Here is an 11,943-nt window from a genome sequence, read left to right on the forward strand (position 1 = left end):
TCGTCCTCTGTCATCTTCGTGCTCATGTCGACCTCCAATCAGTCGACATCCCATGAATCAGACAACGCTCAGCCGGGGAATCCCATTTCTTCAAACTGCGGCAATCCGTCCACACCGCCTAGGTTTGGCGACTGATGCCCGTCGTTTGCAGCCTTGCGGGCTGCAGGCCGCCCGGGACCCGGGCAGAGAAAAAGGCCGGTGAAGTGTTCGCTTCACCGGCCTAATCAATTTCTAAAAACTGAATTGCATTGCTGCGCCATGACGTAAATCGCTACAACTGGATGCGGCCCTATGCGCCCCTACAAGCGAAGCTTGCATAGCCGTAGCAAAAGGCGGAATCAATCAATGACCGCCGCCAGCCGCTCAAACAAAAGCAGCATCTATTGACTTGCAGAAAAAGGGCGTGGAAGTGTTGGAATATCGCTGTCACGGTACTTTCCACTGTACGGTGGGAAGTTCTCAGTGCTGACTCTTGAAACAAAAAGTTGAGCTACCGGTGACCCCACCGGTAAGACTATTTCGAATGGCGATAGATTGACGATTTCAAACGTTATTTTGCCATTAAACCCAGAGTCAATTTGAGGGTCTGTGCAATGGGTTATTACGAATAGCCTAGCGAGAGTCCCTTTTGTTTGTATGAATCCCATGTACCCGGCAGGCATATGAATTCGGTCCGTTGAGCACGCAAGTACACATTCACTTGGTCTGAGCAAGAGTTCTCCTTCTTCAAGTTTTTTTTCTTTATAGAAATCATCAACCTCGTGTAGCCCGTAACGAATGACTCGCCCCTCTTGTTTTGAGGGAACGAAAACAGTACCACCTAACTTGAGTAATATTGATGAACCATCGTACAATTCCAAAGGGCACATTGTATTTCCGAGTATAAGCGCCCTGAGATTCTCTCCCACAATAATCACTTTGACGAACCTTCCGCGTCTATCTCAGTCTTAATATCAACTCTATCGTTTAATATTGGAGTTCTGTTTGCAAAATAAATAGTAGCGACAGCGACAACTCCAGATGTCAATATAGTTATGATTAAATTTAATGTATACTTTGGGTCTCTACTAAAGAATCGAATAATCCTCGAAAATCTCCCACGTTCTTTGAACTTCGCTGACTGTTGATGTTGAAATAAAGATGCTTTTATAGTGCTGTCTGTTCGAATAAACATTAGGTTTGCAAGTTCCTCTCCCTGCTTTATTTTTTTAGTTAACCTAGTTGAATTGAAAATGAGGAGCTGAAGATGACCTGAGAAACTCGGATCGACTTTGCCCGCTGCAACTATAAGGCCGTCCTCCAAAAATGCAGAACCTTTTTGGCTTATTATCCCGACCACGTTGTATGGAACATGAATTTTCTCCTGAACTTCAACCACCACTGACGTTTGCGGCTGAATTGAAATTTCACCAGATTCTATCATAAACATCGCAGGATCAGATCGAGAGACATTGCTCGCCCATTGATCGCCCAGAGTAAGAATAATATTGAATTGCTCTATTTTTTCGGCTTGGCAGTAAATTTTACTCGAGTCCGATGATTTCAGCGCTTCAAACTCTGATAAATCCGTTGTTATCCGGTTCTGCAATGATACGATAGTCATTTTACCTCTTTTTGAAATACTCGATGATAGCCAAATCGCCGGAACGATACGAGTCCAGTGTATATCACACCTATTGTCGATGCGTTGATGGTCATTTTCAGTGTCAGCGGTGGTGATTTGCCTCGAATTAGAAAACCTAAAACGGACGTTCATGCACCCTGCAGCGTTGGTCACAATGGGCTCGAAGTTGACGTTCGGCTAGGTCAGATCGACTGCTTAGCGAAAGTCGGTTGTCCTGTACCTAGTCCCCGACGCCAACACTCCGCTTGCCGCCCAAAGCTACTGGTCTTGCGTTTACTACATGCGTGAAAGCTTCCGGAGAAGCTATAATCAACTGAACGACCTAAAGGGAGGCCTAATGCTGTCATTCATATTGCCACCCGAAACAGCGTAGCGCCTTTGCCCCCAATATGCCTCGACCAAATCTTCACCCACCCTTCAACGCCTTAAGCACCTGCATCAACCCATCGGAGAGCCACACCCCGAACCCGGTCCCGGCCATGGCGGCGCCGAGGATATAGCCTCGGCCGATCTGCTTGATCTTCTGGTATTCGGCGACGAACTCCTCGGTTTCGCCGATGCGCTGTGACAGGGCCCTGTTCTGCTCGAGCAGACGTTCGTTCTGGTGCTCGACCGTGTTCAGCCGGTCGTGGATTTCATCATTACCGCTGCGGTTTTCGTCCACCTTGCGGATCAGGGCATCGAGCTTGCCCTGAACCTCTCCCAGATGACGCGCGAGATCGACCGTCATGCCCTGCCCTCGTTATTTGATGATTGCGCGCAGCCCGGCAACGCCCGAGCCGACATAGAAGACCCACTGGATCATGTTGCCCGCCCAGGCATCGAGCGGGGCGGGAAAGGCTGCGATCGTCCAGGGCTGCGCATAGATGCAGTCCGGGCACCAGAGCATGTTGTAAAGGCAGATCGCCGCCCACCAGACGGCAAGCGGCACCAGAAAGAAACCGGCGAACAGCCAGAACCACGGCACGGCAAACTTCGCCTTGTTGAGCGCCGCCATCTCGCGGGTTTCGGCAACCACCTGCCGAAGATATTCCGCCGTCAGTTCGGCCTCTATCTTCTCCCGGTCTTTTGCCTGTTCGGCCCGCTGTTCGATCAGGGCTGCGGCGCGGTCGAGAAGACCGCCCGCCCCCAGCTTCGCAAGCCATGTCAGGATCGTGCCGATCATACCCACACCTCATGACCGGTCAGCGTGTTGATCCGGCGCGCGATCAAATCGCGGTAGCGCCAGGCGAACCACAACGCGGCAGCAACCGCAACGCCCCCGGCGATCCAGCCGACCGGCAGGCCGGAGGCCCAGGCGAGCGCGCCGGTGGCGGCGGCCGAGGCCCCGGACTTTTGCGCGGCATCCTTCACGGCCTTCATGTCCCGGCGAAGCTGGGCAATGGTCGCCGGGCCGATGATACCGTCGTTCTTCAGATGCGGATGCGCCATCTGATAGGCCAGCACCGCCGCCTTTGTCTTGTCGCCGAACCAGCCATCGATCGCGCCCGGATCGAAGCCGCGTTTCGTCAGCATGGTCTGGACATCGCGCACGACGGGATCGCCGGTTTCCGGTTCAGTGCCCGTAGCCTTTCGCGGAACGCCTTCGGGCGCGGCGGCATCCACACCGGTATAGATGCCCTGTTCGAACAGCAGCGCCTCTTCCCTGCGCCGGCGGACAAGGCCGGGCAGTCGCTTGCCCTTGGAAGTGTTGTAATGCGTGGCGAGATAATCGGCCGCCGCCTTCAGCTTGCCGGCGCGCCAGAGCTTGCCGAAGCGCCATTTGCTGACCACGCGGCCGCCAAGATTATAAGCAGCGCTGGTTGCGGCATCGAGCTGATACTGCGTGCGATCCGCCGGCGAGTTGGCGACAACTTCTTTCGCGTAGCCCTGATTGAGCACGGCGCGGAAGATGCGGTCGCCGTCCTCAACCGAGATTGTCGTCTTGCCGGGGACGATCCGCGTGATCCCGATCTTTGCCAGTTCCAGCCGGCAATAGGGCGAGTTCATGGTGAAGCCGGCAAAGAGCGTCGGCGTGCCGGTCGGATCGAGATAGGCAACGGTGGGCGCGCCCTCGTGCCCGCGCACGAAGGCTGCCCCCGGTTCGGAGACCGTGGTGATTTCCATTTTCATTTTCCCGTGGATTGTTCGCCGGTCAGTCCGGCATTGCATCAGGCCGGCAATCGATCAGGCAAAGCGTTCGGCCGGCGTTGCCGGCTCCGGCGCGACCTGGAAGGCCGCCAGTTCCGCCGGCAGCGCCACGCCATCGGCCAGACGGAGATTGACGTGATAGCCGGCGACAGCCGCCATCTCCGGATAGGCGATGCCATCGCCGTCGGTCACGGTCTCGCCGGTCGGGGCATAGACGAGACCGTCGCAGGCCGCGCCCACGGGCTTGAGCGCCAGCATGCCCGTGGGCAGGCCGGTATCGCGGTAGCCGAGCGGCTCCATCACCCCGGCTGCATTGAGAGCGGCCAAAGCCTCGGCATGGTCTTCGAACTTCAAAAACACATCACGCATGGGCCATCGCCTTTCCTTCTAGCGCCGCATCGGTCATCCGGAACGGCCAGATCACCAGTTGATCGTACCAGCCGGCGGCAAAGCGGTCGGCCGTCGTCGCGTTCTCGTCGCGGCCGAGATAGATCCTGGCCGTGTCGCACAGAAGCTCCCGGCTTGCCGTCACCACGGCATTGCCATTGTAGGAGCCGCCGATCGTGTCGTTCTCCCTGTCGAACGCGAAGGCAGCGCCGGCACGCGGCGATGGCTGGGAGAGGCCGGAGGCGAGAACAGCGGTCTGGTCGACCTCGAGATCGGTTCCGGAATAGCCAAGCAGGGGATAGTAGCTTGCCCCGCCGACGATGCGGCCGACAAAGCCGGTCAGAGCTTCGAACCGGACCAGAATGGAGGCCTTGTCGCGCTGCAGGAGTGCTGCAACGGCATCGCTCAGCCGCGCCTTGTCGGCCGGCCGGGTTACGGCGCTGCCGCCGTTTGTGACGATGGGAGAGCTTGTCACCGCGGACTGCTCGAACTGGGGCAGGATGAAGTAGACCACCGCGCCGGGATCCGCCCGGACGCTGAAGGTCGCATTGGCAACGGCCGGATGTCCGTCCAGGGTAATCCTCTCATAGGCCGTGTTGGAGACCCTCGTGCCGTTGGCCACTTCGCTGATCCGCAGATAGGCTTCTCCGGCATCCACGCGCAGATAAGCCGAGATCGAGTGGACGGCGGTGTTGTCCGCGCTTCCCGCCGCCACAGCAAAGGCAACCTCGGTTCCGGCGGAATTGTCGAGCTTGTAGACTTTGCCGGTGGCGCAGACCTCGGAAAGCCCTGCGGCGGAAAGGGCAGCGGTATCGTCAACGACCGAAAGCACAGCCGGTGCGGCCGACCCTCCGATCCCGGTCAGATCGGTCGGGTTGGCGTTATTGCACAGCACCTTGTTGGTCGCCGGACCTTCGAGCAGCAATTGCCGCCGCCCGTTGGTGTGGTCAAAGCGCGGCACGTTCGCCGCCGCGATCCTGATTACGCCGTCGGCATCGACATAGGTCGCCGAGCCGGGTCGGGTAAAGTCGATCATCTCCGCAAAGCCTGCATTCCGCATGGCTCACCTCGCATATCTGTCAGTGGAAAAATCAAGAATGGCGGCCGGCGGCAGGCCGATCCCGTCGGCATCACCCGCTGCATGGGCCGGCACTTCCCACCAGCCTTCGATCGTCGCATAGCGATTGCCGCCAAAATCCAGAATGGCGGCCGGGCCGAGCGTCAGGCCCGTCTCTCTATCCGTTGCCGGAAAGGCGGCGGACGCCCACCAGCGCCCGCGCCCCGGCGGCGGCGTGGCCGCGAGGCTTGTTCCAATTGTCAGTGACGGCATAGTGCTACTCCGGCCAGTGGATGTCGGCGGCAAAGTCAGCCGGGATCGGCGACAGATCCTTCAGCGTCCGGGCGGCAAAGATATGCGCCTGTTTGTGGGCAAGGGCCGCCTGGCCAAGCGCATAGAGGGTCACGGCATCCATTTTGTGCGTGCTGTTGTCGGCGGCGATCCAGACAAAGTCGCTGTCGCCACCATGCCAGCGATAGTCGCCGGCCTCAGCACCATCGATCATGGCGCCGAGAGCGGCCGTTGCCGCGCCGGCAATGTTCTCCCGGTCTTCCGCCCGGGATTGATAGACAACGCCGTTGAACACGAAGCCCGCCGCAATCCGGCGATCCCGTTCGGCATCGACGGCGTGGCGCAGGCCATGGGCTTTGCGCTCATCGACAAAGGCATCAACTTCATCGCGATGCGCATCGAGTATGGCGTGGAGATCATTCGGCGTCGGAAAGGGTGCCTCGACCTGCCAGTCGAGGATCACGGCCGAACCAACGCGCTCGCCGGTGTCGTCATCGACAATATGACCGGTCCGGAAGACTTTTCCCGGTTCAGAGCCGGGATAGGCCAGCGACAGAAGAAAGCCGAGCGTATCGTGATCGAGATCCGGGTTAAGCGCATTGGCGCTGTCGGGCGTGAGTATCGTCGCCATTACTGGTTCCTCGCATATTTGGCCCGGACATAGATCTCGCGCACAGCCCAGTCATAGTTCTGGCAACGCAGGCCGGTGATGAACATGCCATCCGGGCAGTCGACCGTGTTGCCGGTCGTCTGCACCGTGCCGATCTCGTATGTGCCGCTGTCATGCTGGACGCGGGCGCCGGCGGCGGCCCGGCTGTTGGCATAGGCCGATGCCCGGCTCTCGATCCGGTTGGAGATGGCGGTAAAGGCATCGTTGCTGCCCCAATTGCCCCATACAGAGCCCCCGATATTGCCGTCGGTGTAGATGTTCCAGCTTCCGTTCGAGAACCGGCCGTCACTGCCGAAGCTATATTCCCGTCCCCGCGACCAGATGAAGCCATCGCCATTGCTACGCTGGCCGACCTCGACATAGCTGTTTGTGCCATTGTTGGAGCGGAATTCGATCCGGGCATCGTTCTGGCCGCTTGCCTGGAACGAGGCCAGCGTCGCGCCATCGAAGAGCACCCGGACAAAGCCGGTGAGCGTGCCTCCGTTTCTGGCATAGGCGCCCAGCTTGTTCCTCGCATCCGCCGCATCGCCCGCTGTCATCAGGTCATTGGTGAAGCCGGTACCGCCGGCGCTCAAAAACCCGTGCCCGTCCGGATCCACCTCCCCGATCGCGACATCGGCCGCCCCGTCGAAGACAAAGAGCTTCCACGGCTTGGAGGCGGTGCTGATCCACATCGTGCCGCCTGTGGCATAGGCCGGGCGTTCGACGCCGCTATGCATGGTAAGGCTTGCCGCCCGAAAGCTGTTGATATTGGCCGCAAGCTGCGAGCCATTGGTGACGGTCGGATCGATCGTCACGTTGTTATACTGCGTCATGCATGCACCTTTCCGTAGCCGGCGGCCACATAGTCGAAACTGCGTTCGACCGGCGTGCCGGACTGGTCCTTGAACACGATGTCAAAGCCGCTCTCATCCTTGTTTGCGATCTCGTAGAAGTCGCCGAAGCGAAGCCCCTGAGCCGAGACCGAAAGCCCGGTCAGGCCGAAGTAAGGCGGGGCAAAGCCGATCCGTCTTCCCTGCGCAGGCACGGCAAGATTGTTGCCGCTCAGGATCCTGTCGGGCATATCGACCGTCAGTTCGGCCCGTGCGACGATCGGCGTGATGTTGTCATCGACCGAAGAGAGCAAAAGCCGCATCTGATAGGCCCGCGCCGCCACATCGCCGGTTGCCGCTTCCCGCCAGTCCGACCAGCGGGCGCCGGCATCATCCGGATCGTCATCCGTGGTGCGCATCTCCATGACCGCATTCCACTTCGACGCATCCGCCCCGACAATGCCGTCGAGCGCACTGAGCACCGGCCATTTGACCATGGTGTCATCGACATCCTGCCCATAGACCGACAGAAGCGGCGTCACCCGGGAGGTATAGACCGAGCCAAGATCGATCGTGCGCGCCGAGACGTAAGAGCCGGAGGGCAACAGCCCACCGTCTTGCCGCTCTGCAAGCCGCAAGCCCGGCTCCCCCGCCCGGCAGCCGTCAAAACGTCCCGACCAGTCCGGCTGTTCGACAAAGCGCTCGACCGCATTCATCGGCGTGGCGCCAACCGTGGTCTGGATCATGGTCGCAAGCGGGCTTTCCACCCCCTGCCGGGTCACCGCCTTGATCAGATAGGTGCCCGGCCGCGTCGGGATCTGCACGCTGGTCGCATCGACATGATCGAGCTGGGCGCCGGATGAGCGCCAGGACACGCCCGTCAGCTCCGGCGAATAGCGGATCACGTAATGCGACAGATTGAGCGCCTGAACCGGCGCCCAGGTGAGCGTGGCGACATCGCCAATCACTGCAATGTTGAAGCGCTCGACATTGGCCGGCGGCGACAACACGCTTGCGAGATAGACCGCATCCAGCGTTGCCCAGGGCGAGCGTTGATTGAGCGCCGCGAAGACCGAGCGAACCCTAAAACTGTAGATCCCCGGATCGAGATCCTGCAGGTCGATCGAGACGCTTTCCGTGGCCCCGACCGCAAGCCATATCCCGCCCTGCCCCTGATACTGGACCTCATAGAGCGTGGCCCTCGTATCATTCGGCGCGCTCCAGCCGATGGTAACGGCGCCACGGGCGGACACGCCGCCGGCAAGATAGAGATATTCCGCGACCGTCACGTCCGAAGGCGCCAGAAGCGGCCCGGTCGGATAGGTCGAGAAGGATGGCGGTTCGAGCTCTAGCCCCTTCTCGACGCGATCCCATTTGGTCGCGTCGTAGATCAGCGCCGAGACATCGAACTGATGCTTGTCGTTTTCCGTGATCGACAGCACCCGGAACGGACGCGGCGCTGCATCGGAACCGGTCAGGATCCACATCGCGCCCGCAACCGGGCGATCCGGCAGGGCCGAGGACAGGGCAAGCGTTTCTACTTCCCCTGCCCCGGACGTTACCGCCCGATCGGCAAGCGTGCCATCCGGCATGACCACGGTCAGCGTATAGGCATCACCGTCTGTCAATGTCACCGGCGCATCGAGCTTGACCGAGGCCAGATCATCGGACGTCGCCTTCACACGCCCGCCATAGCGCACGCCGGCATAGGAGGGATCGGCGACCAGCACCACGTCGCCCGGGGCGACATCGGCATGATCGAGCCCGGCCCGATAGGTCACGACCTCGGTCGAATTCTGTTCTGTATCGAGCAGCCATGCCCCGTAACGATGCGCCTGCCCGCGCGAGCAGCATCCGATCGCCTGGATCTCGGTCTGACGCGAGCCATACCGCGCCACCGCATCGGCATCCTCGACAATTTCGATGGCCGGCATATAGTTGTTGGCCGGATCAAACCAGCGGACCAGCACTTGCGTGTGGCGGGCCGAGAGCGCCGATCCCTGATAGCTGAACGTGCCGTCGACCACATTGGCGGGCGTTACCAGCTTGACGGGATCGGCAGGCTTGTCACAGACCGCCGTGACAGCACCCGTCCCCCAATAGACCATGCCTCGGAAGACGCCGGCAAAGGCCGTCAGCACATTGATCGCCTCATCGCGCGAGGTGATGGCGCCATTGAAGGTATAGCGCGGTTCGGTGCCCCCGAACCCATCATCGACCAATTCGTCGCAGTATTGCGCAATCTCGTAGAGCGCCCATTTGGACACCTGCCCAACATCAACATACTGGCCGAGGCCATAGCGGTCATTGACCACAAGGTCGTGAAAGATCCAGGCCGGGTTATCCGTGACAGCGCGTTTGAATGTCCCGTCCCAGACGCCAGCATAGGACCGCGCCTCCGGATCATAGTTCGACGGCACGGCAATCTCGATCCCGGCCCAATCGACCGAGACCGTCGGAATGGCGCCGCCGCCGAACTCAGCCGCATCGAGCGTCACGCCCATCACGGCGCTATCGGGATAGGTCAGCCGGTAGTCTTCGATCACCGTATAGGACGACCAGTAGGTCTGGTTGTTCGAGGTCGTGCCATTGGCATCGTCGGAGAGCCGCCGCACGCGGATATACCAGGGCCCGGCCCCCTCAAGCGGGATCCGGTAGGCCCGGACATAGGGCGAGGTGCATTTGCCCGAGATCGTATCGCTGCGGACTTGGCTCCATGTGCCGTCTTCGGTGCGGCGATCGATGGCGATATCGACGGCATTCTCCTTGACATTGCCATTGTCGGGATCGGTGAAGATCAGTTGCGGCACCTGGATGGAGACGCGCACGGCCGTTGCCGCAAGATTGGTGATCGCCCGCGTTGCCGACAGATCCTTTTTGATCTCGACGCCGACGCCCTGTTCGTTCTCGACGGCCGGAAAGCCGGACAAGGCCGCCTGGTCGGGAAAGCCATTGCGGGTTTCGAACGAACCGCCTTCGAAGTTGAACGTGCCGTCGCTATTCTGAACCGGCACGTCATCGAAGAAGATCGACTTCGCCCCGTCCTTCAGTCCGCCGGTGACGCCTTCGCTCACCAGGAACAGAAGCCGCAGCGTCTGTTTGGAGCGCAGCGTGTTCGCCGCCTCGCTGTAACCGCCCGAGCCGCCGCTCTTGCCGCCCTTGCCGCCGCCACGGCCGGAGATGCGCATATCGTGCATGAGATTGTATCCGGTAACTCAGATGGCCACGTCTTCGGTGGAAAGCCCGGCGGCGATCAGCACCGGCTTGACGCGGAATTTTTGACCATAAACCAGCGGCACGGGACCGCCTTCGGTCGTGACATTGGCGCCGCCGCTGAAGAGATAGGAGGACTGATCCTCGCCGCTATCCGAACTGATCTTCGGCGCCGGCGACAGCATCTGACCAAGCCCGCCCATGGCAAGCGCCACGCCCAGCCCCTTCATCGCCCCGCCGATGGTCGAGCCGCCAATGCCGATGCCGGTGATCGCGCCCGGGAACATGAAGGCCGCCCCGATCAGGAAGACCCCGGCGATGATCTTGCCAAGCCCGCGATTGCCCGCACCGGCGATGACCGGAACGATATGCAGATCCGCATGCCCGAGATGAAAGTCGAGATCATCCGGCCCGAGCGCCATGCCGGTCTCCGGATCACCCCGCAGAACGCGAAAGTTCCGATCCACCGCATATTGCCGGAAGCCTGGCACGACGGCGGCGAGCGCCTGCCCCGCCTCGCCCGCACTCGCGACATCGAGTTGGTAGACTGGCGCGAACTGCCGTGCGAGATCGCCGTGCAGGTGGATATTTCGTCGCATGTGCTGGAAGCTCTGGATATTGACAAGTTGCTACGTAAACGCGAAATTGATAGCGCTTACTTTTGGAGAGGTTCTGTTGAAAAAGACCGTTATAATTCTAGCCGCACTCGCTGTGGGGGCATCTTCGTGCGCTAAAAACCCAAACCAAATCTCTGCTGCATACGTCTCTGAGACGCCCTACATGCAGTACTCATGTTCACAACTCAAAGAAGAAGCCGCAAGAGTTTCAGAGCGATCGGCAGAAGCGATAGGGATTCAGAACGACAAAGCTACAAAGGATGCCGTCGCGATGACTGTAGGCATGGTAGTTTTCTGGCCAGCCATATTCTTCGTAGGAGGAGATGGAGAATCGGCCGCCAATGTCTCAAGGCTGAAGGGTGAAATGGAGGCAATCCAATCCGCCTCGAACAAAAAAGGCTGCGACATTAAGTTCGAAGAAATCGATGTCGAAAAAGAAGAAAAGTCTAGTAAGACCAAGAAAGCCAATGCGTAACTCGCTTCAACCACGGACCGATCGGTTCACGCCGTGACAGCCGTCCATCGAGATGATGCAGGCAAAGGCCATCTTCCAGCAGAATGCCGGAATGGCACGGCACCTTCGACACAAGCCGCATGAAGAACACATCGCCGGGTCGGACTTCCGAAGCATCGATCGCCCGGAAGCCCGCCTGTTCGAAATGGTCGGCAAGCAGGTTCTCGCCTTCATCCCACCAGCTCTTCGAGCGGGCGAAGTCCGGAAGACGAATGCCGCGTTCCTGCCAGTACCAGCTCCGCACCAGCCCGTAGCAGTCGAACACGCCCGGTACGAAGGACCGCCCGGTCAGCGGCGCATCCAGACAATGATCACCCCACCAGAGAATGGGCGTCGTCACCTCGCCGTCGCAGGTCACTATCCCGAAGGGAATATGCGCCGCGATCTGACTGTCCATATCGGCTTTTGACGGCCAGTGCGGATGGACTTTGGCATTGTGACTGTGAATGACCGCTTCCGGCTCGAACTTCAGCCAGGTCTCGGCCGGCATCTCGAAGCCGTTTTCGCGATCTGCCGCGATGTTTTCGACGCGAATATAGCGACCACCGGATACCACGCCGCAAACCTCTTCCGGCCACGCCGCAAGCGCATGCGCCCGGGCCTCCCGGGCGACATCATCACCAAACAT

Annotated in this window: 14 protein-coding genes; 1 reads left to right on the forward strand and 13 read right to left on the reverse strand. The window is 59.8% G+C overall.

Annotated features, from left to right (window positions below; translation table 11 throughout):
• Window positions 1-380: 380 nt before the first annotated feature.
• The 12 genes from FF124_RS21055 to FF124_RS14670 all read right to left on the reverse strand — a co-directional run bounded on the left by FF124_RS21055 (window position 381) and on the right by FF124_RS14670 (window position 10,783).
• Window positions 381-869, reverse strand: a complete 489-nt coding sequence (locus FF124_RS21055; protein ID WP_138749230.1) for a dCTP deaminase — start codon at window positions 867-869, stop codon at window positions 381-383.
• Window positions 870-913: 44 nt separating this feature from the next.
• A complete protein-coding gene (locus tag FF124_RS14620; RefSeq protein WP_187326953.1) occupies window positions 914-1,603 on the reverse strand; it encodes a dCTP deaminase domain-containing protein in 690 nt (229 codons plus the stop codon).
• A gap of 427 nt (window positions 1,604-2,030) precedes the next feature.
• A complete protein-coding gene (locus FF124_RS14625; RefSeq protein WP_138749232.1) occupies window positions 2,031-2,354 on the reverse strand; it encodes an aminoacyltransferase in 324 nt (107 codons plus the stop codon).
• Window positions 2,355-2,366: 12 nt separating this feature from the next.
• Window positions 2,367-2,789, reverse strand: a complete 423-nt coding sequence (locus tag FF124_RS14630) for a hypothetical protein (RefSeq protein ID WP_138749233.1) — start codon at window positions 2,787-2,789, stop codon at window positions 2,367-2,369.
• Window positions 2,786-3,730, reverse strand: coding sequence for a glycoside hydrolase family protein (locus tag FF124_RS14635; RefSeq protein WP_138749234.1), 945 nt, complete (start codon window positions 3,728-3,730; stop codon window positions 2,786-2,788). The genes FF124_RS14630 and FF124_RS14635 overlap by 4 nt, the downstream gene beginning before the upstream one ends.
• A 60-nt stretch (window positions 3,731-3,790) precedes the next feature.
• A complete protein-coding gene (locus tag FF124_RS14640) occupies window positions 3,791-4,123 on the reverse strand; it encodes a hypothetical protein (protein WP_138749235.1) in 333 nt (110 codons plus the stop codon).
• A complete protein-coding gene (locus FF124_RS14645; protein WP_138749236.1) occupies window positions 4,116-5,201 on the reverse strand; it encodes a hypothetical protein in 1,086 nt (361 codons plus the stop codon). Before FF124_RS14645 ends, FF124_RS14640 begins: the two co-directional genes overlap by 8 nt.
• Window positions 5,202-5,204: 3 nt before the next feature.
• Window positions 5,205-5,471: a hypothetical protein gene (locus FF124_RS14650; protein ID WP_138749237.1), complete on the reverse strand. Its 267-nt coding sequence runs from the start codon at window positions 5,469-5,471 to the stop codon at window positions 5,205-5,207.
• Between the two features lie 4 nt (window positions 5,472-5,475).
• Entirely contained in the window at window positions 5,476-6,120 is a 645-nt protein-coding gene (locus tag FF124_RS14655; RefSeq protein ID WP_138749238.1) for an XkdW family protein, read from the reverse strand.
• Window positions 6,120-6,974 carry a hypothetical protein gene (locus FF124_RS14660; protein WP_138749239.1) on the reverse strand — a complete coding sequence of 285 codons (855 nt, stop codon included), beginning with the start codon at window positions 6,972-6,974 and terminating at the stop codon, window positions 6,120-6,122. Before FF124_RS14660 ends, FF124_RS14655 begins: the two co-directional genes overlap by 1 nt.
• Window positions 6,971-10,168 carry a TipJ family phage tail tip protein gene (locus FF124_RS14665; RefSeq protein ID WP_138749240.1) on the reverse strand — a complete coding sequence of 1,066 codons (3,198 nt, stop codon included), beginning with the start codon at window positions 10,166-10,168 and terminating at the stop codon, window positions 6,971-6,973. Before FF124_RS14665 ends, FF124_RS14660 begins: the two co-directional genes overlap by 4 nt.
• Window positions 10,169-10,186: 18 nt before the next feature.
• On the reverse strand, window positions 10,187-10,783 hold the full coding sequence (locus FF124_RS14670; protein WP_138749241.1) for a tail assembly protein: 597 nt from the start codon (window positions 10,781-10,783) through the stop codon (window positions 10,187-10,189).
• 76 nt (window positions 10,784-10,859) lie between these two features.
• Between FF124_RS14670 and FF124_RS14675 the strand changes: the two genes are divergently transcribed.
• On the forward strand, window positions 10,860-11,276 hold the full coding sequence (locus FF124_RS14675; protein ID WP_138749242.1) for a hypothetical protein: 417 nt from the start codon (window positions 10,860-10,862) through the stop codon (window positions 11,274-11,276).
• Here FF124_RS14675 and FF124_RS14680 read toward each other — a convergent pair.
• The gene (locus FF124_RS14680; RefSeq protein WP_138749243.1) at window positions 11,248-11,943 is read right to left on the reverse strand and encodes an NlpC/P60 family protein; all 696 of its coding nucleotides are present in this window, start codon (window positions 11,941-11,943) and stop codon (window positions 11,248-11,250) included. The genes FF124_RS14675 and FF124_RS14680 overlap by 29 nt on opposite strands.

Origin of the sequence: Martelella lutilitoris, from assembly GCF_005924265.1 — a bacterium.
In the GTDB taxonomy this organism is placed as follows: domain Bacteria; phylum Pseudomonadota; class Alphaproteobacteria; order Rhizobiales; family Rhizobiaceae; genus Martelella; species Martelella lutilitoris.